The following is a 23,351-nucleotide window of genomic DNA, read 5'->3' as shown; positions in this document are numbered from 1 at the left end:
GTGGCGAAACAGTGCCTCACATATCACGCAATACGGGCGGAAGACGGGTCGGGCGCCCGCCGGTGCCCATGCAGACCAGCGTGACGCGGGCGCGGAACAGCGGCCCGTCTCGCAGCACGGTCTGATCCAGCACGATCCGCGCCGGGCTGCGTTCCACCACCGCCGTCTCGACCGTCAGCAGATCGTCGAACCGCGCGGGGGAAAGGTAATCCGCCTCGATGCGCCGAACCGCAAAGACGGTGCCGGCCGCCTTCATCGCAAGCTGGTCGATGCCAAGATCGCGCACCCATTCGCTGCGCGCGCGCTCGATGAACTTCAGGTAGTTGGCGTAATAGACGATGCCGCCAAGATCGGTATCCTCGTAATAGACGCGGCAGGCGAAGCGGTGCGTCACAGCCGTGCCGCCAGCCTCAGCGCATGGCTATTGTCATTGGCGGCGGCGGGAAGCACCGGGTCGTAGGCGGCCTTCAGCACCGATGCGACATCGGGGCGCAGCGCCCCGCCTTCGACCAGCACCGCCTCGGGCTGCCATGTCAGGATCGACCGCGCCGCCTGATCCAGCATCACCAGATGGGCCGAGCTTTCGGCCACCGCCTCGTCCACGCGCAGGAACAGGATCGACAGCTTGATTGCGCCATCGTCGTCGAAGCGGAAGATGCGCGCCACCCCTGCCCCGATCTTCGCCTGCCCCTTGGCAAAGGACACGATGTCGGGGATCAGCCGTTCAAGGTTCGGCACCTCGGTCAGTTCGGACCAGTCGCGAAAGAAGAACATCATCAGGTTCGCGCCCAGTTCCGGGTCGTGATCGGCCATCTTGTGCCCTGCCGTGGCGACGACCGCCTCCACCGCGCCCTTGACCACCCGCAACGTCTCGTCCGAGACGCCGAAGGCGACGGGAACCACGGGTCTGCCCCAGCGGGCGAAGCGATAACCTTCTGGGTGGCGGAATAGGGATTCGACTTCGGCGGGTGTCATGATTGTCCTCTCAGCCAAAAAGATCGCTTTGCCGCGGCGGCTCCAGCCCCAGGTGCCGCCACGCCTTCGGCGCCAGCATCCGCCCGCGCGGGGTGCGTTGCAGCAGGCCTTGCTGCAGCAGATAGGGCTCGATCACTTCCTCGACCGCATCACGGGATTCGGACAGGGCGGCGGCGATGGTTTCCACCCCCACCGGCCCGCCGCCGTAATTCTCTGCCAGCAGCATCAGGTATCGCCGGTCCGCGCCGTCCAGCCCCAGATCATCCACGCCAAGGCGGCGCAAGGCCGTGTCGGCAATCTGCTGCGTCAGGCGGCCATCACCCTCGACCAGCGCGAAATCGACGACGCGGCGCAGAAGGCGGCCCGCGATCCGGGGCGTTCCGCGCGCGCGGCGGGCAATCTCCAGCGTGCCCTCGGGGTCCGAGGAGATGCCGAGCAGCCGCGCCCCGCGGGCGACGATCAGGTCAAGCTCCGGCACGGTATAGAATTGCAGCCGCGTCGGGATGCCAAAACGGTCGCGCAGGGGCGTTGTCAGCAGGCCCAGACGGGTCGTCGCGCCTACCAGCGTGAAGGGTTGCAGGTCGATCCGCACCGTCCGCGCCGCCGGCCCCTCGCCGATCACGAGGTCCAGCGCAAAATCCTCCATCGCCGGATACAGCACCTCCTCAACCACGGGGGACAGGCGGTGGATCTCGTCGATGAACAGAACGTCGCGCGGTTCAAGATTGGTCAGGATCGCCGCAAGATCCCCGGCCTTGGCCAGCACCGGGCCGGAGGTCATGCGGAACCCCACGCCCAATTCGCGCGCCATGATCTGCGCCAGCGTGGTCTTGCCCAGACCGGGCGGGCCGTGGAACAGGGTGTGGTCCATCGCCTCGCCCCGCATCCGCGCCGATTCGATGAAGACGCGCAGGTTGGCGCGCGCCTCGGCCTGGCCCACGAACTCCTCCAGCGCCTGCGGGCGCAGGGCGCGGTCGGCATCCTCGGGCAAGCGGTCGGCACGCAGGGTGGGATCGGGTTCCATCATGCGCGAACATTCCCCGAACGCACGGGCGAATACAACCCCGCCGATTCAGCCCCAGGGCCCCGAACGTCCCACGGAGGGTGCAGGGCGCTGCACCGGCGCCCCGGCCATCTTCTCCAGCGCCGCAATACGGTTGGCAGTGTTCGGGTGGGTCGAGAACAGCTTGTCATGCGCAAAGGCGTGCAGCGGGTTGATGATGAACATATGCGCCGTGGCCGGATTGCGTTCGGCGGCGTGATTGTCGATGCCCTTGGCGAATGCCTCGATCTTGCGCAGGGCCGAGGCGAGCCACATCGGGTTGCGGCAGATTTCGGCGCCGATCCGGTCCGCCTCGTATTCGCGCGAACGCGAGATCGCCATCTGCACCAAGGCCGCGGCCATCGGTGCAAGGATCATCAGCGCAAGCTGCCCGACGATCCCGCCCGTCCGTTCGCGGTTGCCGAAGAACATCGCGAAATTGGCCAGGAACGAAATCGCCCCGGCAAAGCTGGCGGTGATCGTCATAATGAGCGTGTCGCGGTTCTTGATATGCGCCAGTTCATGCGCCATGACCGCCGCGATCTCCTCGCGGCTCAGACGTTGCAGCAGGCCGGTCGTCGCGGCGACGGCGGCGTTTTCGGGGTTCCGCCCGGTGGCGAAGGCGTTGGGCTGATCTGTTTCGATCACGAAAACCTTCGGCATCGGCATATCGGCGTTCTGCGCCAGCCCCGCCACGAGGTTCACGAGGTCCGGCGCCGAGCGGGCATCGACCTGCCGCGCGTTGTGCATGCGCAGCACTACCTTGTCCGAGTTCCAATAGCTGAACAGGTTCATCCCGACCGCGATTACCAGCGCGATCAGCGCCCCGTTCGCCCCGCCGATCAGCGCGCCGACCCCAAGGAACAGCGCCGTCATGGCGGCCATAAGCATCGCTGTGCGAACGTAACCCATCAAACCCTCCGTTTTCCCGGATATGGGACGCTATTGTTTCGGCGCAAGAAGCCGGAGCGAAAGGCGGATCAGCATCGCCGCATCCGCCTGCGGCTGATCGGCCTGCGCCTGCGCCACCGCCGATGCCGCATCGCCGGGGCCGTAGCCAAGGTTCGCCAGCGCCGACAAGGCATCCGCCGTATGCGCGGCGGTGGACGGCGGCCCGGCCTTGATGCGCTTGGGAGCGTCGTCCTCGATCACCGCTGCCGTACCGCCCATCGCCATCAGCGACGGCGCCTTGGCCTTCAGCTCCAGCACCACGCGCTGCGCGATCTTCGGTCCGATCCCCTGTGCCGCCTGGATCGACCGCGCGTCCCCAAGCGCGATGGCCCGCGCCACCCCTTCGGCCCCAAGCGCCCCAAGGATCGCCATCGACGCCTTGGCCCCCACGCCCTGCACCGTCATCAGCAGCTTGTGCCATTCCTTTTCCAACAGCGTGCGGAACCCGAACAGCTGCATCAGATCCTCGCGCACCAGCATGTCGGTATAAAGCGCCACCGCCTCGCCCGGCCCCGGCAGCGAAGCCAGCGTCCGGTCCGAAACATAGACCATGTATCCCACGCCGCGCACATCGATCAGGACGTGATCCCCCGCGCGATAATCCACAATCCCCGAAATCTTGCCGATCATCTGCTCGCCCTTTCCACCGCCGCCTGAAGCCGCCCCGCGCTTTGCACATGGTGCGAATGGCAGATGGCGACGGCCAGCGCATCCGCCGCATCCGGCCCCGCGATCACCACGCCCGGCAGATGCAGGCGCACCATGTGATCGACCTGCACCTTGGCCGCATGGCCCACGCCCACAACCGTCTTCTTCACCGCATTCGGGGCGTATTCGCCCACCTCCAGCCCCGCCTGCGCCGGAACCAGCAGCGCGATCCCCCGCGCCTGCCCCAGCTTCAGCGTGCCTGCCGCGTCCTTGTTCACGAATGTATGCTCCACCGCGGCCGCCTGCGGCTGAAATCGCAGCAGCACCTCGGTCAGTTGCGCATGAAGCGACATCAGACGCTGCGCCAAGGACCCCGATTCGGAATGGCAGATACCGTTCGCGACATGCGTCAGCCGCGCGCCGGACACGTCGATGATTCCCCAGCCCATGTTCCGCAGGCCCGGATCAATCCCCAAAACGCGCATCCCGCCTCCTTGTCTTTTCCGGGGGTTAGCACGAAGCGCGAACATCTGTCACCCGTCGAATGCGCGAGGGCGATTTGCGACCCTTCGCGGACCGACCGCGACACCCCAGTAAAACAAGACGATTTCATGACGAAGAGCCATGCGATTCCTGCATTCCGGGCATACCGAACCGCCAGATTGTCATTCGCATGGCGCCCGCTTATCTGGCTGTCATGCAGCAAGGGTGCTGCAAAAATGATCCGTTTGAAAAAGGTAACAGCCATGGCCCTCGTTGACACGACCCGCCGGGCGCCCGCTGGCGCCATCCCGACCTTCCTGACCTCGTTTGTCCTCAGCCTCCGCGACTGGAACGATGCACGCATCACCCGCCGCGCCCTGAACAAGCTGTCGGACCGCGAACTGGACGATATCGGCCTCTGCCGCGCCGACATCGTGAATATCTGAAGGTCGCTGGCCTAAAGCAGCGTCTCGTGATGAAAGGGCCGAGCGGGAAACCGCCCCGGCCCTTAAGTCTTTCTAAGGGTCAGCGCGGACCATTCGCCCAGATCTTCGCGGTGCATCAGCGCGAATCCCTGCGCCTGATAGGCCGAAAGGATCGCCTCGGCCTGCACCACCAGCAGCCCCGACAGGATCACGATTCCGTCCGGCTTCGCATTCGCCGCCATGTCGGGCGCAAGTTCCAGCAGCGGGCCCTTCAGGATATTGGCAAAGATCAGATCGAACGGGGCCGCCGCGTGGATGTCGGGATGGGCGAAGCCCGCCGCCTCGTAACAGGCGATGCGGCCCGACAGACCGTTGATGTCGGTATTGGCCAGCGCCACGTCCACCGCCACCTCGTCGATGTCGGATGCCAGCACGCGTGCCGACGGAAGTTCCTTGGCCGCCGCCATCGCCAGAACCGCCGTGCCGCAGCCGATATCGGCGACATTCTCGAACGAATGCCCCGCCTCCAGCAGCCGGTCCAGAGCCTTCAGGCAGCCCAGCGTCGTGCCGTGATGCCCGGTGCCGAACGCCACCGTCGCCTCGATCTGCAAGGCCACGCGGCCCTCGGGCACCTTGTCCGCGTCATGGCTGCCGAAGACGAAGAACCGCCCCGCATCCACGGGCGACAACTCGCGCCGCACATGGGCGACCCAGTCCACCTCGGGCAGTTCGGAAATCGCGAAGGGCTTCGCCTCGAACGCCGTTGCCAGCAATTCCAGCGTCACTGTGTCGGGCTGTTCGAGGAAATAGGCGCCCACTTCCCACAGCCCGCTGTCGTCCTCGATCTCGAACACGCCGACGCCGGTGGGTTCCGGCTCCATCCGCTCCAGCGCCTCGGCGATGGCTTCGGCCTCGTCCTGACCCATCAGGGTCGTCAGGGCGGTATAGGTGGGCATCGTCAAGCTCCGGGTAAGGGGTGGTGCCGCCATCGCAAGATGGCCCGCGCGCCGAAGTGCTCCCCGGATGGGGGGCCTTCGGCGCGCGGTTTCGCGTCAGATGATCTTCTGGCCGGTCTTGGCCCAGTCGGCCATGAACTGCTCCAGCCCCTTGTCGGTCAGAACGTGGCTGGCAAGACCCTTGATGACGGCGGGCGGCGCGGTCATCACGTCCGCCCCGATCAGCGCGCATTGCGACACGTGGTTGGCTGTGCGGATCGACGCCGCAAGGATCTGCGTCTTGAAGCTGTAATTGTCATAGACGGTGCGGATGTCCTGAATCAGCTCCAGCCCGTCCAGGTTGATATCGTCCAGACGCCCGATGAACGGGCTGATGAACGTCGCGCCTGCCTTGGCCGCCAGCAGCGCCTGGTTTGCGCTGAAGCACAGCGTCACGTTCACCATGAACCCGTCATCCGACAGCGTCTTGCAGGTCTTGAGGCCATCCCAGGTCAGCGGCACTTTCACGGCGATGTTCGGCGCGATCTCGGCCAGCTTGCGGCCCTCGGCGATCATCTCGTCGGCTTTCAGCGCCACGACCTCGGCCGAGACCGGGCCAGAGACGATGCCGCAGATCTCTTTCGTCACTTCCAGAATGTCGCGACCCGATTTCAGGATCAGCGACGGGTTCGTGGTCACGCCATCGACCATGCCAAGATCGTTGAGTTCGGCAATCGCGGCGACGTCTGCGGTATCGACGAAGAATTTCATGTGACCATCCTCTGGGGCTTCAGGGGGGTGTTTCCCCGGCGTTCGGGCGTGTAATAGCCCAATGATGGGCTCAAGGAAAGGATGCGGCGTGCGGTTCCATGAAGGCGATCTGGTCGGCGTGCTGACGACCGAACCGCTGGGCCGCCCGCTGGATTACAAGGCGCCCGAAGGCGGCTGTTTCGCGGGCGATCTGGTGGAGGTCCCGCTGGGCCCCCGCCGCGTGCTGGGCTGTGTCTGGGGACCGGGTGAGGGGGGCTTTGATCCCGCGCGCGTCCGCTCCGTCTCGCGCGTCCTCGATGCCGAACCGCTGCGGGACGAGATGCGCGCGTTTTTGCAGCGTGCCGCCGACTACACGCTGACCCCCCTGCCCGCGATGCTGCGCCTTGCCACCCGCGCGCCCGATCTTGGCGCCGGCCCCGCCACCCGACGCGTCCTGCGCGCCACCGGGCGCGAGCCGGATCGCCAGACCGACGCCCGCGCCCGCGTCATGGATGCGCTGGACGTCTTCGACGGTGCCGCCGTCACACTGGCCGAGCTTTGCGCCGAATCCGGCGTCAGTTCCGCCGTGGTCAAGGGGCTGGTCAAGGCGGGCGTTCTGGCCGAGGAAGACGCCCCCCGCGATCTGCCCTATCCGCGCCTGAACCCCGACCTTCCGTCCAAGGATCTTTCGGACACCCAGCTTGCCGCCGCCAATACCCTCCGCGCGAACATGGACGGCTACGGCACGACGCTGCTGAAAGGTGTCACTGGATCGGGCAAGACCGAAGTTTACCTTGAAGCCGTCGCCGAATGTTTGCGGCAGGGTCGTCAGGCGCTGGTCCTGCTGCCCGAGATCGCGCTGACCGCAGGCTTCCTCGAACGGGTCGAGGCGCGGTTCGGCGCGCGCCCCGCCGAATGGCATTCCGGCGTCACATCGACCGAACGCCGCCGCCTGTGGCGCATGGTCAGCCAGGGCGAGGCGCAGCTTGTCGTCGGCGCGAGGTCGGCCCTGTTCCTGCCCTTCCGCGAGCTTGGCCTGATCGTCGTGGATGAGGAACACGACACCTCCTACAAGCAGGAGGAAGGCGTTCTGTATAACGCCCGCGACATGGCGGTGCTGCGGGCGTCGATCTGCGGCGCGCGGGTGGTGCTCGCCTCGGCCACGCCGTCGCTGGAGACGTGGGTGAATGCCGATCTGGGCCGATATGCCCGCATCGACCTTGGCGCGCGCTTCGGCACGGCGGAACTGCCCGAGATGCGGGCCATCGACATGCGGGCCGAGCGCCTGCCGGGGGACCGCTGGATTTCGGAAACCCTTGCCCGCGCGGTAGAGGCACGGATCGCTGCGGGCGAGCAGTCGCTTTTGTTTCTGAACCGTCGTGGCTATGCCCCCGTCACGGTCTGCCGCGCCTGCGGGCATCAGATCGGCTGCGACGATTGCGATGCGCGGATGGTCGAACACCGGTTTCTGAAACGGCTCGTCTGCCATCAATGCGGCGCGACGAAGCCGGTGCCAACCGCCTGCCCCTCCTGTCAGGTCGAAGGGCGGCTCGCCCCCGTCGGCCCCGGCGTCGAACGGCTGGCCGAGGAGGTTGCGGCGCGTTTCCCCGATGCCCGCGTGTCAGTCCTGTCCTCGGATCTGTTCGGATCGGCCCGCGCGCTGAAGGAGGCGATTGCCACCATTGCCGAAGGGGGCGCGGACATCATCATCGGCACCCAGATCGTGGCCAAGGGTCACAACTTCCCGCTGCTGACGCTGGTCGGGGTGATCGACGCCGATCTTGGCCTGCAAGGGTCCGACCTGCGCGCCGCCGAACGGACGTTCCAGTTGATGCGGCAGGTTGCGGGCCGCGCGGGGCGGGCGGAGAAGCCCGGCATCGCGCTGCTGCAGACCCACCAGCCGGAACATCCGGTCATCCGCGCCATCCTGTCCGGCGACGAGGAGGATTTCTGGCGCGCCGAGGCGACCGAGCGGCGGATGGCGGGCGTTCCCCCCTATGGCCGCATGGCCGGGATCGTGCTGTCGCACCCCGATGTCGCGCAGGTCTTCGACTTTGCCGCGGAACTCGCCCGCCGAGACGGGCCGCTCCGGGCCATCGGCGCGCAGGTCTTCGGCCCCGCCCCCGCCCCCATCGCCCGCGTCCGAGGGCGGCACCGCGTGCGCCTGCTGGTCAAAGCGGACAAGGGCACGCCCTTCCAACAGGCCGTGGCCAATTGGGTCGCGCAGCTCAAACCGCCGACCAACCTGCGCCTTGCCATCGACATCGACCCGCAGTCCTTCCTCTGACCGCGCGCCGTCCCTATATCTGCGGCAACAAGGAGGACCCAGATGTTCTTTTCCCGCCCCACCGACATGGTTCGCCCCGAAGACGCCCTTCCCGGCCGCCCGAACGCGATCCCCACCGCCGAGACGCATTTCCTCTCCGGCATCCCGCTGAAATCCCCCGTGCCCGAAGGGTTCGAGGAGGCGATGTTCGGCATGGGCTGTTTCTGGGGGGTGGAGCGCAAGTTCTGGCAGATCCCCGGCGTCTGGCTGACCATGGCGGGCTTTGCCGCCGGTTACACGCCGAACCCGACCTACAAGGAAACCTGCACGCAGATGACCGGCCATAACGAGGTCGTGCGGGTGATTTACGATCCGAAGGTCGTGAGTTACGACGATCTGCTGCGCGTGTTCTGGGAAAACCACGACCCGACTCAGGGGATGCGGCAGGGGAACGATGTCGGCTCCACCTATCGGTCCGGCATCTACACCTATGGCCCCGAACAGGCCGAAGCCGCCGAGGCCAGCCGCACCGCCTTCGAAGGCAAGCTGGCGGCTGCGGGATACGGGGCGGTCACGACCGAAATCCTGCCCGCCCCCACCTTCTTCTTCGCCGAGGATTACCACCAGCAATATCTGGCGAAGAACCCCGACGGTTATTGCGCGCTGCGCGGCACCGGCGTCAGCTGTTAATTGGCGGCGCGTTCGCGCGTGACGCGGCCCTGTTCGTCAAGGCGCAGCTCGACACGTTCGCCGAACGGGTTGGTCGCCTCGACGTTCAGCTTGCCGTCGTCGCTGCGGATGCGCCCCGCATCGGCATAGCCCAGAGCCGCCAGACGTTCGCGCGCCGCGCCGTCGTTCATCGCCCGGCGGTCGCGGTCCAGCTTGCGTTCGTATCCGTGGATCGCACCATTGGGCGAGGCTTCGATCTCGATCTTTGCGCCGTCTTCGGCAAACCCTTCGACCTTCACTTCGTCCCGGTCGATGTCCACTTCGGTCACGCGGGCGATGCCCTTGTATTCGGCGCTGTCCATCAGCGCGGCAGGCAGGATGCGGGTCAGGAATTGCGGCGGCAGGGCGCCGTCGCGGCTCGTCTCCACCTCGTCCAGACGTCCGTCGCGGTGGTATTCGATGCGGATCTCGCTTCCATCGGCAAGGCGGCCGCCGACGCGGCGTTCGCCATCGTCCATGCGGTCACGGATGTTCGTCAGGCCAAGGTCGCGCAGATCCTCGGGCAGCGTGGTTTCCTCGGCGGACACGCCGTTCGCGGCCTGCTGAACGCCCGTCGCGGCAAAGTTCGCGCCATCCCGCGTGCCGGTCACCGACACGATGTCGCCCCGCGCGGGCAGTTGCCCCGGCGCTTCGACAAGGATGCGCTGGCCATTCGATTCCAGCACGAACTGATCGGCGAAGACGTCTGCGACGCGGCCCGTCAGTTCCGCCGTCTGGGCATGGAGCGCAAGCGGCGACAGCAGGGCGGCGGAAAGAAGAAGGGTCGAAAGCTTGTTCATGGCGAATCTCCTGTGATCGGTCATGCAGCATCTTTGACATGGCACGGCCAAACCCCGCGCCAACGGCCCGTTTGGTTTCCGTTTGGCAAATACAGGCTATAACAGCCCCATGATCCGCGCGACACTTCTTGCCCTGTTCCTTGCATTGCCCGCCCACGCCCATGACGATCCGGCGCGGTTGGCCGAACATGCCTTGCCCATCGACCGGGCGCTGTCGGTGGTCGCGGGCCGATACGAGGGCCGCATGATCGCCGCCGAACTGACCGAGGATGACGATCGCCCCGTCTATGACTTCCGCTGGCTGACGCCGCAGGGCAATGTGCTGCGCATCCGGCTTGATGCCGCGACGGGACGGTTCCTGCTGGTGGACGGCGTCGGTCAGACCGAAGCGCGCATCCTGCCATGAAGGCGCTGATCGTCGAGGATGACGCGACCCTTCGCGGTCAGATCGCCGCCGCATTCGCCGATGCGGGGTTCGTCACCGACACCGCCGCCGATGGGGAACAGGGCGAATATCTGGGCGCGACCGAAAGCTATGACGTGGCGGTGCTGGATCTTGGCCTGCCGCGCCTTGACGGGATCGAGGTTCTGACCCGCTGGCGCAGCGCGGGGCTGGTGCTGCCGGTGCTGATCCTGACGGCACGGGGCGAATGGGCCGACAAGGTGCGCGGCTTTCGCGCCGGAGCCGACGATTACGTGTTGAAACCCTTCCGCATGGAGGAAGTGGTGATGCGCGCCCAGACGCTGGTGCGCCGCGCCGCCGGGCATGCACAGAACGTCGTCGCTGCGGGCGCGCTGAAGCTGGATACGCAGACCGGGCTGTTGACGCTGAACGAGATGCCTCTGCGCCTGACCCCGTTCGAGACGCGGCTGCTGCGTTATATGGTGCTGCACCGGGGCCGCGTGGTCAGCCGCACGGAACTGTCCGAGCACATGTATGACGCCGCAGCCGACCGCGATTTCAAATCGTTGGAGGTGGTGATCGGGCGCCTGCGCCGCAAGATCGGGGCATGGCGGGTCGAAACCCTGCGCGGCGAGGGATACCGGCTTTTGTCGGTGGAACCTGCATGAATTCGCTGCGGGGGCGGCTGCTGGCGTTTTCCGCGCTGTGGACGGCGGTTGCGCTGGTTCTGGCATGGATGTTCATCGCCGCCCTTCTGCGCGATTTCGTGACCGGACGCTTCGGCGCGGAACTGGACGCGGTGGCCGAATCCGTCATGGGCGGCGCGGAATGGCGCGGCGATGTGCTGGCGGTGGCGGGCGCGGGCGATCCGCGGTTCGATACGCCGCTGTCGGGTTGGTATTGGCAGATCGCTGACGGCTCGGAAGTGGTTGCGAAGTCGGATTCGCTCTGGACCTCCGACCTTGGGCCGCTGGGTGCGGCCATGGGCCCGGATGGAGCGGAGCTGTCGCGCAAGGCGGTGGGCTTCACCGCCCCCGGCGATGGTGCGCCGCTGACCCTGACCGTGGCGATGCCGGAATCGGTCCTCGCGCGCGAGATTGCGCGCATCACCCGCCCGCTTGCCTTGGCGCTTGCAGTGCTGGGGTTCGGTCTGGTCGCCGCCTCTGTCATCGGCGTCACGCTGGGCCTGCGAACGTTGAACCGCCTGCGCGGGTCGATCGAGGCTGTGCGCGCGGGCCGGATCGACAGCCTGCCCATTCCGGAAACGGCCGAACTGCGCCCGCTGGCCCACGAGATGAACCGCCTGATCGAGGAGAACCGATCCGTCATCGCCCGCGCCCGCGCCCATGTCGGCAACCTTGCCCATGCGCTGAAAACCCCGCTGGCCGCGCTGGCGAATGGCGGGGCCGACCCGGACCTGATCGCGCGGATGGACAGGACCCTTCGCTGGCACCTGAAACGGGCGCGGACTGCCGGGCAAGGGCGCAGCCTTGGCCAGACGACCCCGGTGGATGCGGTTCTGGACGATCTGCTTCAGGTGCTGGACCGCGACATGGAGCACCTGACGCTGACGCGCGATCTGCCGCCGCTGGTCTTCGCCGGAGAACGCGAGGATCTGGAGGAGATGCTGGGCAACCTGCTGGAGAACGCGGTGAAATGGGCAGCTTCGCGGATCGAGGTCACGGGGCGCATGGACGGCGCGCTTCTGCACCTGACGGTGCGTGACGATGGACCGGGGATCGCGCAGGACGATCTTGCCGCGGCGCTGTCGCGTGGGGCGCGGCTGGACGAGGCCGTGCCGGGCAGCGGCCTCGGCCTCGCCATCGTGGCCGATCTGGTGCAAGTCTATGAGGGGCAGCTGGACCTGTCGGCCGGGCCGGGGCTGGCCGCGACGCTGACCCTGCCGCGCGCACGCTCGCGGTGATCTGACTTGCACGGGACGGTCCGGCTCGGTTACGCCGAGGCCATGCGTAAGATCCTATTCCTCCTGCTGCTGGCGATCCCCCTTCGGGCCGAGGCGCACCCGCATGTCTTCGTCGATGCCACCGGCGGCTTTCGATTCGCCGATGGCGCGCTGACCGGCATCCGCATCGTCTGGCAATACGACGCCTTCACCACGCTGCTGCTTTACGACCAGCTCAACCTCGACCAGGACGGCGACGGGGCGCTGGATGATGCCGACATGGCCGAGATCGTCCGGGGCGAAACCGTGTGGGAGCCGGGATATGAGGGCGACACCTACCTTTGGGTGAACGGCGCGAAGAAGGCGCTGTCGCAGCCCAAAAACGGCGCTGCGCGAATGGTCGGCGACGCGGTCGAAGTCAGCTTCGATCTGGACCTGCCCGCGCCTATCCCCGCCAAGGGGCTGGGGGCGAGCCTGAAGCTGTATGACCCGTTCTACTATTACGCCTATGACATTCCGGGCGCGCCTTTGATGCTGGATGCGCCCGATGGGTGCGAGGCCAAGCTGATCCCCTTCGTCGCCGATGCCCAGACCCGCGAGTTGCAGGACCAGCTTCTGCAACTGTCGCAAGAGGATATCCCCGACGATCCGAATGTCGGTGCCCGCTTCGCCGACGAGGTCGTGCTGCGATGCGAGTGATTCTTGCCGCAGCCGCGCTGATCCTTGGCGCGTTCCTGCTGTCGCGCGGCGATCATGGCACCGCCGCGTTTGTTTGGGCGACCGAGCGGCAGCGCGAGTTCCAGAACGCGATGGCCGGTGCGCTTCAGTCGATCCGCGGGGGTGATGGGCTGGCGCTGATCACCCTTTGCGCGATGAGCGCGGGATACGGCTTTGTCCACGCGCTTGGTCCGGGTCATGGGAAGCTGCTGCTGGGCGGGGCTGCGGCCACCGGTCTGGTGCCGATGCGCCGGATGGTCGCGATCGGGCTGGCGGCAAGCCTCGCGCAGTCCGCGATGGCGATCCTGTTGGTCGCGGTCGGGGTGAAACTGCTGTCGCTTACGTCCCAGCACGCCATTTCACTGGCCGAAGGTGTATTGGCGGCGGCGAGCTATGCCGCGATTGCGGCGATCGGGCTGGTCATGATGCTGCGGGGCCTGCGCGCCGCGCGGGTCGAGGCGCATCCCCACGGCTGCGGCTGCGGCCACCATCACGGCCCCACCCCGGAGGAGGTCGCACGCGCACGCTCGCCCGCTGCCGCGCTGGCGTTGATCGGAAGCATCGCGATCCGGCCCTGTTCGGGGGCGTTGTTCCTTCTGGTCATCGCCTGGCGTTTCGGGATCGTCTGGCAGGGCGTGCTTGCTGTCATCGCAATGGGGCTTGGCACGGCGGCTTTCAACACATTGGCCATCGGCGGCGGCAGCACGATGCGACGACTGGCAGGCAATGGCGGACGGGCCGCGGTCACGGCGCAGATCGCGGCGGGCGGCGTCATCGCCCTTCTGGCCGGACGGATGGCACTGCAATTCATCTGATTGGTGGTTGGCAAAGAAAAACGCCCCGGAAAAACCGGGGCGCTCTTTTCGATGTCAGCTTGGATCAGCCGCGCTCTTCGATGATCTGAACAAGATGCGAGATCTTGTTGACCATGCCGCGAACGGAAGGCGTATCTTCCAACTCGCGCGTGCGGTTCATCTTGTTCAGGCCAAGACCTTTCAGGGTCGCGGTCTGGATCGCGGGGCGGCGGGCGGCCGAGGCCACCTGCTTCACGACGATGGTTTTCTTTGCCATGGTCCTGCTCCTTACGCTTCCGCGACTTCGGCTTCAGGCTTCTTCAGGATGTCCGCCACCTTCTTGCCGCGACGGTTCGCGACCATACGGGGGGAGGATTCCTGCTTCAGACCGTCGATCGTCGCGCGGATCATGTTGTAGGGGTTCTGCGAGCCCATCGATTTTGCAACGACGTCCTGGACGCCCAGCATTTCGAAGACGGCACGCATCGGACCACCGGCGATGATCCCGGTACCCGGAACCGCAGCACGCATGATGACCTTGCCCGCACCGTGGCGGCCGTTGGTGTCATGGTGCAGCGTCCGGCCGTCGCGCAGGGCGACGCGGATCATCTGGCGTTTCGCCTGCTCGGTCGCCTTGCGGATCGCCTCGGGCACTTCTTTCGCCTTGCCCTTGCCGAAGCCCACGCGGCCACGCTGGTCGCCGACAACCACGAGTGCGGCAAAGCCGAAGCGCTTACCACCTTTCACGGTTTTCGAAACACGGTTGATCGCCACGAGACGATCGGCGAATTCCGGGGTCTCCTCGCGACGGTCGTCGCGACGTTCCCGGCGGTTCTCACGTTCTGCCATAATCGTCTCCTTAGAACTTCAGACCGCCTTCACGGGCAGCCTCGGCCAAAGCCTTGATCTTGCCGTGAAAGAGGAAACCACCACGATCGAAGTAGCATTCTTCGATGCCAGCTGCCTTGGCACGCTCGGCGATCGCCTTGCCCACCGCGGTCGACGCTTCGATGTTGTTCTTGCCGAAGAAGCCCAGATCCTTTTCCAGGGTCGAGGCAGCGGCAAGCGTCACGCCGTTGACGTCGTCGATCAGCTGGACGCTGATGTTCTTGCTGGAGCGGTGGACCGACAGACGCGCACGTCCGTTGGCCATCGCCTTGATTTTGTTCCGCACGCGCAGGCGGCGCTTCTGGAACAGCTCTCGTTTGTTCAAAGCCATTTTCGCGCCCCTTACTTCTTCTTGCCTTCCTTGCGGAAGATGAACTCGTCCTTGTACCGGATGCCTTTGCCTTTATAGGGCTCGGGGCGTTTCCAGTCGCGGATGTTCGCTGCAACCTGACCAACGAGCTGTTGGTCGATGCCTTCCACAACGATTTCAGTCTGTTTCGGGGCCGTCACGGTGACGCCCGCCGGAACGGCGAAGTTGACTTCGTGCGAGTAGCCGAGGGACAGCTTCAGAACGTTGCCGGCCATCGCGGCGCGGTAACCCACGCCTTGGATTTCCAGCTCTTTCTTGAAGCCCGTGGTCACGCCCGTCACCAGGTTCTCGACCTGGCTGCGGACCATGCCCCACTGCTGGCGCGCCCGTTTGGACGTGCCGCGCGGCGTGACGGTGACCACGTTGTCTTCCAGTTTCAGCGTGACATCATCGGTCGCCGTGAAGCTACGGGTCCCTTTCGGGCCCTTCACTTCGACGGTCTGACCGCTGAGGGCAGCCGAAACGCCCTTGGGCAGTTCAACGGGTTTTTTGCCGATACGAGACATCTAACCCCTCCTTAGAACACGGTGCAGAGCACTTCGCCGCCAACGTTGGCGGACCGTGCAGCTGCATCGGACATGACGCCTTTCGGCGTGGAGATGATGGAAACGCCAAGGCCGTTGCGGACCGAGGGCAGATCTTTCGTCGCCATGTAAACGCGGCGGCCCGGTTTGGACACGCGTTTCACTTCGCGGATCACCGGGGTGCCCTCGAAGTACTTCAGGCTGATGACCAGCTCGCCCTGACCGTTTTCGGTCTCGTTCTTTTCATAGCCGCGGATGTAACCTTCATCCAGCAGCACGTCCAGCACCCAAGCGCGCAGCTTGGAAGCCGGGGTCGAAACCGTCGACTTGCCACGCAGCTGTGCGTTGCGGATGCGGGTCAGCATATCGCCAAGAGGATCGTTCACAGACATATGCGGTCCTCCTTACCAGCTGGACTTGACCATGCCCGGGATCTGGCCGAACGAGGCCAGTTCACGCAGCATGATCCGCGAGAGTTTGAGCTTACGGTAGTAAGCGTGCGGACGGCCCGTGAGCTGGCAGCGGTTGTGCAGCCGGGTCGCGGACGAGTTGCGGGGCAGTCCGGCCAGTTTCAGCTGCGCCTTGAAGCGCTCTTCCATCGGCAGATCTGCGTTCTTGGTGATTTCCTTGAGGGCGGCGCGTTTCGCAGCGTGCTGTTTCACCAGCTTGGCGCGCTTGACCTCACGTTCAACCATGGATTTCTTGGCCATATCTTATCCCTCGCGCGTTTCGCCGATGAAGGGCATGTTGAAATGCTTCAACAGGGCCTTCGCTTCGGCATCCGTCTTCGCCGTCGTGCAGATGATGATGTCCATGCCGAGGATCTCGTCGACCTTGTCGAAGTTGATCTCGGGGAACACGATCTGCTCTTTCAGGCCCATGGCATAGTTGCCACGGCCGTCGAACGAATTGCCTTTCACGCCGCGGAAGTCGCGGACGCGGGGCAGCGCGATGGTGATCAGACGGTCGAGGAATTCATACATCCGGTCGCCGCGCAGGGTCACCTTGCAGCCAAGCGGCATTTCTTCACGAACGCGGAAGCCGGCGATCGACTTCTTGGCATGCGTGATGACAGCCTTCTGGCCGGCGATCAGCGACAGCTCTTCAGCTGCGGCTTTCACCTTCTTGGTGTCCTTGACGGCTTCGCCGACGCCCATGTTCAGGACGATCTTGTCCAGACGCGGAAGCTGCATGTCGTTCTTGTAGCCGAATTCCGACTTCAGAGCGGGACGGATCGTGTCCTTGTACAGCGTCTTGTAGCGCGGTGCGTAGTTGGCTTGATCCAGCATCAGATCGCCTCCCCGGTCGTCTTGGCGAAGCGGACCTTCTTGTCGCCTTCGATACGGAAGCCGACGCGGGTTGCCTTGCCGTTCTTGTCCAGCAGCGCGAGGTTCGACAGGTCGATCGGCATCGCTTTCGGGATGCGACCGCCTTGCGAGCCCTGGGACTGCTTGGTGTGACGGATCGCGATGTTGATGCCTTCGACGACGGCTTTGTTGGCCGAGGGTGCAACGGACGAGATCGTCCCTTTCTTGCCCTTGTCCTTGCCGGTCAGAACGACGACTTCATCGCCTTTTTTGAGTTTCGCAGCCATCAGAGCACCTCCGGCGCCAGCGAAATGATTTTCATGAAGTTCTTTGCACGCAGCTCGCGCACGACCGGCCCGAAGATACGCGTGCCGACCGGTTCACCCTGGTTGTTCAGGATGACGGCAGCATTGCGGTCAAAACGGATCGACGTGCCGTCTTCACGGCGGACTTCCTTGGCGGTGCGAACGACGACGGCCTTGCGGACGTCACCTTTCTTCACGCGGCCGCGCGGAATGGCTTCCTTGACCGACACCACGATGATGTCGCCAACGGAGGCATACCGGCGGTGCGAACCACCCAGGACCTTGATGCACTGAACCCGGCGAGCGCCGGAGTTGTCAGCTACATCCAGATTGGTCTGCATCTGGATCATTTAGGTTCTCCCGACCTTTGGGGAGCGGCGTACCACCCCCAGGGTTTCGTAAAGTCTGGACCGATCAAGCCGAAGCTTCGATCACGACGGTCCAGCGTTTCGTCTTCGAGATCGGCGCACATTCCTCGATACGAACCGAGTCGCCGACCTTGAATTTGTTCTCCGCGTCATGGGCGCGGTATTTCTTCGAAAGACGCACGGTCTTCTTCAGAAGCGGGTGCTTGAAGCGACGCTCGACCAGAACCGTGATGGTCTGTTCGTTCTTGTCCGAGGTCACGGTGCCTTGCAGGATACGTTTGGGCATTCGTCAGATCCTCAGTTCGCCGCCGCTTCAGCGGCTTTCTGGTTCAGAACCGTCTTGATGCGGGCAACGTCACGACGGACGGCGCGCATGCGGGCGGTGTTCTCGAGCTGGCCGGTGGCCTGCTGGAAGCGCAGGTTGAAGGCTTCCTTCTTCAGCGCCACGAGCTGGTCGCGCAGCTGATCCGGCGTTTTCGCCGTGAATTCCTTGGCGGACATGCGTCCTATCCTTTCCATCTCACCAGAAGGCCCCTTGTCGGGTGACCCCATGCCTGGTGGGTTAATAAAATCCGAACCCCCGGCGTAAAGCGCCGGGGGTCCGGGAATTCTTACCAGTCTTCGCGAGCGACGACGCGGGTGGTAACCGGCAGCTTCATCGCGCCAAGACGCAGCGCTTCTCTTGCCACAGATTCGGCCACGCCGTCAATCTCGAACATGATCCGGCCCGGTTTTACCTTGGCCGCCCAGTAATCGACGGAGCCTTTACCCTTACCCATCCGGACTTCGGTCGGTTTCGACGAAACCGGGACATCCGGGAAGATGCGGATCCAGACACGACCCTGACGTTTCATGTGACGGGTGATCGCGCGGCGGGCCGCTTCGATCTGACGTGCCGTCACACGCTCCGGCTCGGTGGCCTTCAGAGCGAAGGTGCCGAAGTTCAGCAGGAAGCCGCCTTTGGCTTCGCCGTGAATGCGGCCCTTGTGCTGTTTGCGGAACTTGGTCCGTTTCGGTTGCAGCATCTCTCGTGCTCCTTACGCGCGCTCGCGGCGGGGACGCGGTGCGGCACCCTCCTGGGCTTCTGCGTGACGACGGTCGTGGGCCTGCGGATCGTGCTCCAGGATTTCACCTTTGAAGATCCACACTTTCACGCCGATGATCCCATAGGGGGTCGTCGCTTCTTCGGTCGCGTAGTCGATATCCGCGCGCAGCGTGTGCAGCGGAACCCGGCCTTCGCGATACCACTCGGTCCGTGCGATCTCGGCGCCGCCAAGACGTCCCGCGACGTTCACACGAATGCCCAGAGCACCGATGCGCATAGCGTTCTGCACGCCACGCTTCATGGCGCGACGGAAGGACACCCGGCGCTCCATTTGCTGGGCGATCGACTCGGCCACCAGCTGAGCGTCAAGCTCGGGCTTGCGGACTTCGACGATGTTCAGGTGCAGTTCCGACGCCGTGAACTGGGTCAGCTTCTTGCGAAGCGTCTCGATGTCGGCGCCTTTCTTCCCGATGATGACACCGGGACGGGCAGCGTGGATCGTGACGCGGCACTTCTTGTGCGGACGCTCGATGATCACCTTGGAGATGCCGGCTTGCTTGACCTCTTTATGGACAAACTCGCGGATCTTCAGGTCTTCCAGCAGCAGGTTGCCGTAATCTTTCGAATCGGCATACCAGCGGCTGTCCCAGGTCCGGTTTACCTGAAGACGCATCCCGATGGGGTTTACCTTCTGACCCATTACGCAGTCTCCCCTTTCTGACGCACCGTGATGGTCAGTTCGCTGAAGGGCTTCATGATCTTGCCGAACCGGCCGCGCGCACGCGGGCGACCACGCTTCAGCGTCAGGTTCTTGCCGCAATAGGCTTCTGCGACGACCAGCTGGTCGACGTCCAGGCCATGGTTGTTCTCGGCGTTGGCAATGGCCGACTGAAGGCACTTCAGCACGTCATGGCTGATGCGCTTCTTCGAGAAGGTCAGATCGGCGATGGCCTTGTCGACTTTCTTGCCACGGATCAGGGCAGCAACCAGGTTCAGCTTCTGCGGCGAGGTGCGCAGCATCTTCAGCTTGGCCATTGCCTCGTTGTCGGCCACGCGGCGCGGATTCTTTTCCTTGCTCATGGCTTACTTCCTCTTGGCTTTCTTGTCGGCTGCGTGACCGTAGTAGGTCCGCGTCGGCGAATACTCACCGAACTTCTGGCCGATCATCTCCTCGGTGATGGCCACCGGGACGTGTTTCTTGCCGTTGTAGACGCCGAACGTGAGGCCCACGAACTGCGGCAGGATGGTGGAGCGACGCGACCAGATCTTGATCACTTCGTTTTTGCCCGACTCGCGCGACTTCTCGGCCTTCTTCAGGACGTAGGCGTCGACAAACGGGCCTTTCCAGACGGAACGCGACATGGATTAACGCCCTTTCTTCAAGTGACGCGAGCGGACGATATACTTGTCCGTGGTCTTGTTCTTGCGGGTGCGGTTGCCCTTGGTGCCTTTGCCCCACGGAGTAACCGGGTGACGACCGCCCGAAGTCCGGCCTTCACCACCACCATGCGGGTGGTCGATCGGGTTCATCGCGACGCCGCGGACAGTCGGGCGAACGCCCTTGTGACGCATACGTCCGGCTTTACCGAAGTTCTGGTTCGAGTGGTCGGCGTTCGAAACCGCGCCAACGGTCGCCATGCATTCCTGACGGACCATGCGCAGCTCGCCCGAGGACAGGCGGATCTGGGCGTAGCCACCGTCACGACCCACGAACTGGGCGTAGGTGCCTGCGGCGCGTGCGATCTGGCCGCCCTTGCCGGGCTTCATCTCGACGTTGTGGACGATGGTACCGATCGGCATGCCCGAGAAGGGCATCGCGTTGCCGGGCTTCACGTCGGTCTTGGTGCCAGCGATGACGGTGTCACCGACTGCAAGACGCTGCGGGGCCAGGATATAGGCCAGCTCGCCATCTTCATATTTGATCAGGGCGATGAACGCGGTGCGGTTCGGGTCATATTCGATCCGTTCCACGACAGCCGCGATATCGAATTTGCGACGCTTGAAATCGACGATGCGATAGAGGCGTTTCGCCCCACCGCCGTGATGCCACATCGTAACGCGTCCGGTGTTGTTCCGGCCGCCCGTCTTCGTCAGACCCTCGGTGAGGGCTTTGACGGGGCGTCCTTTCCACAGCTCCGAACGGTCGATCAGAACCAGCCCACGCTGGCCAGGCGTCGTCGGCTTATACGACTTGAGTGCCATGCTTTCTGTCTTCCGTACAGCTAGGGACCTTATGGTGCAGGTCCGGTGAAGGGCTCCGAAGATCCCCGGTTCGTAAAATTCCGCGGCCCCGGACGAATCCGGGGCCGCGAGAATTTGGCGCTTCTATCAGAGTCCGGTGGAGACGTCGATAGTGTTTCCCTCTTCGAGGGTCACGTAAGCTTTTTTCTTGTCGCTGCGCACGCCGGGACGGCCGCGGAAGCGCTTGACCTTGCCTTTGGTGATCGTCGTGTTGACGGCTTTCACCTTCACGCCAAAGACAGCCTCGACGGCTTCCTTGATCTGCGGCTTGGTCGAATCCATCGCCACCTGGAAGACGACTGCGTTGGCTTCCGAAGCCAAGGTCGCCTTTTCGGTGATGATCGGTTTCTTGATGATGTCGTAGTGTTCCGGTTTCACGCTCATTTCAGGCGAGCCTCCAGCGCTTCGATACCCGCTTTGGTGATCACGAGCGTGTCACGCTTCAGGATATCATAGACGTTTGCACCGATGGTCGGCAGGATGTCGACGCCTTCGATGTTGCGGGCGGCCTTCACGAAGTTGTCGTTCAGGTCGGCGCCGTCGATGATCAGGACACGTTTCCAGCCCAGTTCCTTCACGGTCTTGGCCAGCGCACCCGTCTTGGCTTCCGTGAGGTTCACGTCTTCGAGAACGATCAGGTTGCCGGTCGCAGCCTTCGAGGACAGCGCATGACGCAGACCCAGAGCCCGGAATTTCTTCGGCAGGTCGTGGGCGTGGCTGCGCGGGGTCGGACCCTTGTAGGTACCACCGTGACGGAAGGTCGGAGCCTTGCGGGAGCCGTGACGTGCGCCGCCGGTGCCCTTTTGCTTGTAGATCTTCTTCGTCGAGTAAGACACGTCCGACTTGCCGAGCGTGGAGTGCGTGCCAGCCTGAGCCTTGGCGCGCTGCCAGCGAACGACGCGGTGCAGGATGTCCGCGCGCGGCTCCAGACCGAAGATGTCGTCGGACAGCTCTACCGAGCCAGCCTTTCCGGCATCAAGCTTGATGACGTCGAGTTTCATTTCGCTTCTCCTTCGTCGGAGGCATCGGTGGCCGGAGTTTCGGCAGCAGCGGCGGCCAGTGCGGCCTCCTCAGCGGCAGCCTGCTCGGCAGCAGCAGCGGCGCGTGCAGCTTCTTCCTCGGCAGCAGCGGCAGCGGCAGCTTCCTCGGCAGCCTTGTGGGCGGCAGCGGCAGCGGACTTCAGTGCAGCGGGGATGATCGCGTTTTCGGGGAACGGTTTCTTGACCGCATCCTTGACGGTGACCCAGCCACCCTTCGAACCGGGGACCGCGCCTTTGATCATGATCAGGCCACGCTCGCTGTCGGTCTTGACGACCTGCAGGTTCTGCGTGGTGACGCGGACGGCACCGAGGTGACCCGCCATCTTCTTGCCTTTGAACACCTTGCCGGGGTCCTGGCACTGGCCGGTCGAGCCGTGCGAACGATGCGAGATCGACACACCGTGCGAGGCGCGAAGACCGCCGAAGTTGTGACGCTTCATCGCACCGGCAAAACCTTTACCGATCGAGGTGCCCGCGACGTCGACGAACTGACCCGCGAAGTAGTGGTCGGCGATGATTTCCTCGCCCACTTCGATCAGGTTGCCTTCGGTCACGCGGAACTCGGCGATCTTGCGCTTCGGCTCCACGTTCGCTTTCGCGAAGTGGCCGCGCTGCGCTGCCGAGGTGCGTTTCGCTTTTGCAGTGCCCGCGCCGAGCTGAACGGCGGTGTAGCCGTCTTTCTCGACCGTGCGCTGTGCGACGACCTGAAGGGTGTCCAGTTGAAGGACGGTGACGGGGACCTGACGTCCGTCCTCAAGGAACAGACGGGTCATGCCCAGTTTCTTGGCGATAATTCCAGAGCGCATCTTTTTGCCCCCTTACACTTTGATTTCGACGTCAACGCCGGCCGCGAGGTCGAGCTTCATCAGCGCGTCCACGGTCTGCGGAGTCGGATCAACGATGTCGAGGAGACGCTTGTGCGTGCGGATTTCCCACTGGTCGCGCGACTTCTTGTCGATGTGCGGACCACGGAGAACCGTGAATTTCTCGATCTTGTTCGGCAGCGGAATGGGGCCGCGAACTTGCGCGCCGGTCCGTTTTGCCGTGTTTACGATTTCCTGGGTGCTGGCATCCAGCACGCGGTAATCGAAGGCCTTGAGCCTGATCCGGATGGTCTGAGTCATGTAGTGCCCCTTGGGCTCGGCGGGAAGTCAGGGGGCCCGTAGGCCCCCAAACCCCTCTTCCGGGTTGCGGTTGATTAAGCGATGATTTTCGAGNGAAAGGGGCCGCACTTTCGTGCGGCCCCTCACCCACGATCCCAATAAACGGATCAGGCGATGATTTTCGACACGACGCCTGCGCCGACGGTGCGGCCGCCTTCACGGATGGCGAAGCGCAGCTTCTCTTCCATGGCGATCGGCGCGATCAGTTCTACGTTGAACTTCAGGTTGTCGCCCGGCATGACCATCTCGGTGCCTTCCGGCAGCTGAACGGTCCCGGTCACGTCCGTCGTGCGGAAGTAG

The 23,351-nt window shown here is 64.4% G+C and carries 38 protein-coding genes; 8 read left to right on the top strand and 30 right to left on the bottom strand.

Features of this window, described 5'->3' with window-relative positions:
* Positions 1–16: 16 nt before the first annotated feature.
* From ybgC to ruvC, 6 genes are read right to left on the bottom strand one after another with little or no spacing between them, the layout of a single operon-like run.
* Positions 17–394 carry a tol-pal system-associated acyl-CoA thioesterase gene (gene ybgC, locus E2K76_RS12795; RefSeq protein ID WP_136684706.1) on the bottom strand — a complete coding sequence of 126 codons (378 nt, stop codon included), beginning with the start codon at positions 392–394 and terminating at the stop codon, positions 17–19.
* Positions 391–975 carry a hypothetical protein gene (locus E2K76_RS12790; protein WP_181952902.1) on the bottom strand — a complete coding sequence of 195 codons (585 nt, stop codon included), beginning with the start codon at positions 973–975 and terminating at the stop codon, positions 391–393. Before E2K76_RS12790 ends, ybgC begins: the two co-directional genes overlap by 4 nt.
* A 10-nt stretch (positions 976–985) precedes the next feature.
* Positions 986–2,002 carry a Holliday junction branch migration DNA helicase RuvB gene (gene ruvB / locus E2K76_RS12785; RefSeq protein WP_136684705.1) on the bottom strand — a complete coding sequence of 339 codons (1,017 nt, stop codon included), beginning with the start codon at positions 2,000–2,002 and terminating at the stop codon, positions 986–988.
* 45 nt (positions 2,003–2,047) lie between these two features.
* Positions 2,048–2,929, bottom strand: coding sequence for a zinc metalloprotease HtpX (htpX, locus tag E2K76_RS12780; protein ID WP_136684704.1), 882 nt, complete (start codon positions 2,927–2,929; stop codon positions 2,048–2,050).
* Between the two features lie 30 nt (positions 2,930–2,959).
* Positions 2,960–3,598 carry a Holliday junction branch migration protein RuvA gene (gene ruvA / locus E2K76_RS12775; RefSeq protein ID WP_136684703.1) on the bottom strand — a complete coding sequence of 213 codons (639 nt, stop codon included), beginning with the start codon at positions 3,596–3,598 and terminating at the stop codon, positions 2,960–2,962.
* A complete protein-coding gene (ruvC, locus tag E2K76_RS12770) occupies positions 3,595–4,101 on the bottom strand; it encodes a crossover junction endodeoxyribonuclease RuvC (protein ID WP_136684702.1) in 507 nt (168 codons plus the stop codon). The genes ruvA and ruvC overlap by 4 nt, the downstream gene beginning before the upstream one ends.
* A gap of 261 nt (positions 4,102–4,362) precedes the next feature.
* Here ruvC and E2K76_RS12765 point away from each other — a divergent pair, with 261 nt between their 5' ends.
* A complete protein-coding gene (locus E2K76_RS12765) occupies positions 4,363–4,545 on the top strand; it encodes a DUF1127 domain-containing protein (protein ID WP_136684701.1) in 183 nt (60 codons plus the stop codon).
* Between the two features lie 62 nt (positions 4,546–4,607).
* On the opposite strand, the gene E2K76_RS12760 is transcribed toward E2K76_RS12765, so the two are convergent.
* Together E2K76_RS12760 and fsa are read right to left on the bottom strand one after the other, a co-directional pair.
* Entirely contained in the window at positions 4,608–5,480 is an 873-nt protein-coding gene (locus tag E2K76_RS12760; protein WP_136684700.1) for a 50S ribosomal protein L11 methyltransferase, read from the bottom strand.
* A gap of 96 nt (positions 5,481–5,576) precedes the next feature.
* Positions 5,577–6,230, bottom strand: a complete 654-nt coding sequence (gene fsa, locus E2K76_RS12755; protein WP_136684699.1) for a fructose-6-phosphate aldolase — start codon at positions 6,228–6,230, stop codon at positions 5,577–5,579.
* A gap of 88 nt (positions 6,231–6,318) precedes the next feature.
* Between fsa and E2K76_RS12750 the strand changes: the two genes are divergently transcribed.
* Both E2K76_RS12750 and msrA read left to right on the top strand, forming a co-directional pair.
* Entirely contained in the window at positions 6,319–8,496 is a 2,178-nt protein-coding gene (locus E2K76_RS12750) for a primosomal protein N' (RefSeq protein WP_246032957.1), read from the top strand.
* Positions 8,497–8,538: 42 nt separating this feature from the next.
* Complete coding sequence (gene msrA / locus E2K76_RS12745; protein WP_136684698.1) at positions 8,539–9,165, top strand: peptide-methionine (S)-S-oxide reductase MsrA; 627 nt, start codon at positions 8,539–8,541, stop codon at positions 9,163–9,165.
* Here the strand turns inward: msrA and E2K76_RS12740 are convergent.
* Positions 9,162–9,983: a prevent-host-death protein gene (locus E2K76_RS12740; RefSeq protein ID WP_136684697.1), complete on the bottom strand. Its 822-nt coding sequence runs from the start codon at positions 9,981–9,983 to the stop codon at positions 9,162–9,164. The two genes, msrA and E2K76_RS12740, sit on opposite strands and share 4 nt — an antisense overlap.
* Positions 9,984–10,092: 109 nt before the next feature.
* On the opposite strand from E2K76_RS12740, the gene E2K76_RS12735 reads away from it, so the two are divergent.
* The 5 genes from E2K76_RS12735 to E2K76_RS12715 are packed head-to-tail and all read left to right on the top strand — an operon-like array spanning position 10,093 to position 13,821.
* The gene (locus E2K76_RS12735) at positions 10,093–10,389 is read left to right on the top strand and encodes a PepSY domain-containing protein (RefSeq protein WP_136684696.1); all 297 of its coding nucleotides are present in this window, start codon (positions 10,093–10,095) and stop codon (positions 10,387–10,389) included.
* Positions 10,386–11,054: a response regulator gene (locus E2K76_RS12730; protein WP_136684695.1), complete on the top strand. Its 669-nt coding sequence runs from the start codon at positions 10,386–10,388 to the stop codon at positions 11,052–11,054. Before E2K76_RS12735 ends, E2K76_RS12730 begins: the two co-directional genes overlap by 4 nt.
* Positions 11,051–12,310, top strand: a complete 1,260-nt coding sequence (locus E2K76_RS12725; RefSeq protein ID WP_136684694.1) for a sensor histidine kinase — start codon at positions 11,051–11,053, stop codon at positions 12,308–12,310. The genes E2K76_RS12730 and E2K76_RS12725 overlap by 4 nt, the downstream gene beginning before the upstream one ends.
* Before the next feature lie 42 nt (positions 12,311–12,352).
* The gene (locus tag E2K76_RS12720; protein WP_136684693.1) at positions 12,353–12,988 is read left to right on the top strand and encodes a DUF1007 family protein; all 636 of its coding nucleotides are present in this window, start codon (positions 12,353–12,355) and stop codon (positions 12,986–12,988) included.
* Positions 12,979–13,821: a nickel/cobalt transporter gene (locus E2K76_RS12715; RefSeq protein WP_136684692.1), complete on the top strand. Its 843-nt coding sequence runs from the start codon at positions 12,979–12,981 to the stop codon at positions 13,819–13,821. The genes E2K76_RS12720 and E2K76_RS12715 overlap by 10 nt, the downstream gene beginning before the upstream one ends.
* 64 nt (positions 13,822–13,885) lie before the next feature.
* Here the strand turns inward: E2K76_RS12715 and rpmD are convergent, their stop codons facing one another.
* From rpmD to E2K76_RS12610, 21 genes are all read right to left on the bottom strand, one after another.
* A complete protein-coding gene (rpmD, locus tag E2K76_RS12710; protein WP_136684691.1) occupies positions 13,886–14,077 on the bottom strand; it encodes a 50S ribosomal protein L30 in 192 nt (63 codons plus the stop codon).
* A gap of 11 nt (positions 14,078–14,088) precedes the next feature.
* Positions 14,089–14,649, bottom strand: a complete 561-nt coding sequence (gene rpsE / locus E2K76_RS12705) for a 30S ribosomal protein S5 (protein WP_136684690.1) — start codon at positions 14,647–14,649, stop codon at positions 14,089–14,091.
* Between the two features lie 10 nt (positions 14,650–14,659).
* Positions 14,660–15,019, bottom strand: a complete 360-nt coding sequence (gene rplR, locus E2K76_RS12700; RefSeq protein ID WP_136684689.1) for a 50S ribosomal protein L18 — start codon at positions 15,017–15,019, stop codon at positions 14,660–14,662.
* A gap of 11 nt (positions 15,020–15,030) precedes the next feature.
* A complete protein-coding gene (rplF, locus tag E2K76_RS12695) occupies positions 15,031–15,564 on the bottom strand; it encodes a 50S ribosomal protein L6 (RefSeq protein WP_136684688.1) in 534 nt (177 codons plus the stop codon).
* 11 nt (positions 15,565–15,575) lie between these two features.
* Entirely contained in the window at positions 15,576–15,974 is a 399-nt protein-coding gene (gene rpsH / locus E2K76_RS12690) for a 30S ribosomal protein S8 (protein ID WP_136684687.1), read from the bottom strand.
* 12 nt (positions 15,975–15,986) lie between these two features.
* A complete protein-coding gene (gene rpsN / locus E2K76_RS12685) occupies positions 15,987–16,292 on the bottom strand; it encodes a 30S ribosomal protein S14 (RefSeq protein WP_136684686.1) in 306 nt (101 codons plus the stop codon).
* Between the two features lie 3 nt (positions 16,293–16,295).
* The gene (gene rplE / locus E2K76_RS12680) at positions 16,296–16,871 is read right to left on the bottom strand and encodes a 50S ribosomal protein L5 (protein ID WP_136684685.1); all 576 of its coding nucleotides are present in this window, start codon (positions 16,869–16,871) and stop codon (positions 16,296–16,298) included.
* Complete coding sequence (gene rplX / locus E2K76_RS12675) at positions 16,871–17,176, bottom strand: 50S ribosomal protein L24 (RefSeq protein WP_136684684.1); 306 nt, start codon at positions 17,174–17,176, stop codon at positions 16,871–16,873. The genes rplE and rplX overlap by 1 nt, the downstream gene beginning before the upstream one ends.
* Positions 17,176–17,544: a 50S ribosomal protein L14 gene (rplN, locus tag E2K76_RS12670; RefSeq protein WP_035714274.1), complete on the bottom strand. Its 369-nt coding sequence runs from the start codon at positions 17,542–17,544 to the stop codon at positions 17,176–17,178. The genes rplX and rplN overlap by 1 nt, the downstream gene beginning before the upstream one ends.
* Before the next feature lie 64 nt (positions 17,545–17,608).
* Positions 17,609–17,848, bottom strand: coding sequence for a 30S ribosomal protein S17 (rpsQ, locus tag E2K76_RS12665; RefSeq protein WP_136684683.1), 240 nt, complete (start codon positions 17,846–17,848; stop codon positions 17,609–17,611).
* 11 nt (positions 17,849–17,859) lie between these two features.
* Positions 17,860–18,063 (bottom strand): 50S ribosomal protein L29, encoded by a 204-nt coding sequence (rpmC, locus tag E2K76_RS12660; RefSeq protein ID WP_136684682.1) that lies wholly within the window; start codon positions 18,061–18,063, stop codon positions 17,860–17,862.
* A 110-nt stretch (positions 18,064–18,173) separates the two neighbouring features.
* On the bottom strand, positions 18,174–18,587 hold the full coding sequence (rplP, locus tag E2K76_RS12655; RefSeq protein WP_136684681.1) for a 50S ribosomal protein L16: 414 nt from the start codon (positions 18,585–18,587) through the stop codon (positions 18,174–18,176).
* Positions 18,588–18,599: 12 nt separating this feature from the next.
* Positions 18,600–19,307 carry a 30S ribosomal protein S3 gene (gene rpsC, locus E2K76_RS12650; protein ID WP_136684680.1) on the bottom strand — a complete coding sequence of 236 codons (708 nt, stop codon included), beginning with the start codon at positions 19,305–19,307 and terminating at the stop codon, positions 18,600–18,602.
* Positions 19,307–19,687, bottom strand: a complete 381-nt coding sequence (gene rplV / locus E2K76_RS12645; RefSeq protein ID WP_136684679.1) for a 50S ribosomal protein L22 — start codon at positions 19,685–19,687, stop codon at positions 19,307–19,309. Before rplV ends, rpsC begins: the two co-directional genes overlap by 1 nt.
* 3 nt (positions 19,688–19,690) lie before the next feature.
* Complete coding sequence (rpsS, locus tag E2K76_RS12640; protein ID WP_136684678.1) at positions 19,691–19,969, bottom strand: 30S ribosomal protein S19; 279 nt, start codon at positions 19,967–19,969, stop codon at positions 19,691–19,693.
* A gap of 3 nt (positions 19,970–19,972) precedes the next feature.
* Positions 19,973–20,809: a 50S ribosomal protein L2 gene (rplB, locus tag E2K76_RS12635; protein ID WP_136684677.1), complete on the bottom strand. Its 837-nt coding sequence runs from the start codon at positions 20,807–20,809 to the stop codon at positions 19,973–19,975.
* 126 nt (positions 20,810–20,935) lie between these two features.
* The gene (locus E2K76_RS12630) at positions 20,936–21,232 is read right to left on the bottom strand and encodes a 50S ribosomal protein L23 (RefSeq protein ID WP_136684676.1); all 297 of its coding nucleotides are present in this window, start codon (positions 21,230–21,232) and stop codon (positions 20,936–20,938) included.
* A complete protein-coding gene (gene rplD / locus E2K76_RS12625) occupies positions 21,229–21,849 on the bottom strand; it encodes a 50S ribosomal protein L4 (RefSeq protein WP_136684675.1) in 621 nt (206 codons plus the stop codon). The genes E2K76_RS12630 and rplD overlap by 4 nt, the downstream gene beginning before the upstream one ends.
* Positions 21,846–22,694 (bottom strand): 50S ribosomal protein L3, encoded by an 849-nt coding sequence (gene rplC, locus E2K76_RS12620; protein WP_136684674.1) that lies wholly within the window; start codon positions 22,692–22,694, stop codon positions 21,846–21,848. The genes rplD and rplC overlap by 4 nt, the downstream gene beginning before the upstream one ends.
* 12 nt (positions 22,695–22,706) lie before the next feature.
* Positions 22,707–23,012 carry a 30S ribosomal protein S10 gene (gene rpsJ, locus E2K76_RS12615; RefSeq protein ID WP_091302849.1) on the bottom strand — a complete coding sequence of 102 codons (306 nt, stop codon included), beginning with the start codon at positions 23,010–23,012 and terminating at the stop codon, positions 22,707–22,709.
* Positions 23,013–23,158: 146 nt separating this feature from the next.
* A partial coding sequence (locus tag E2K76_RS12610; protein ID WP_449265779.1) for an EF-Tu C-terminal domain-related protein occupies positions 23,159–23,351 on the bottom strand: 193 nt, incomplete at its 5' end.

The organism is Falsirhodobacter xinxiangensis (assembly GCF_004959935.1).
Lineage (GTDB): Bacteria > Pseudomonadota > Alphaproteobacteria > Rhodobacterales > Rhodobacteraceae > Falsirhodobacter > Falsirhodobacter xinxiangensis.
The sequence above is the reverse complement of the archived record's forward strand: the minus strand, read 5'-3'. Positions and strand labels throughout refer to the sequence as shown.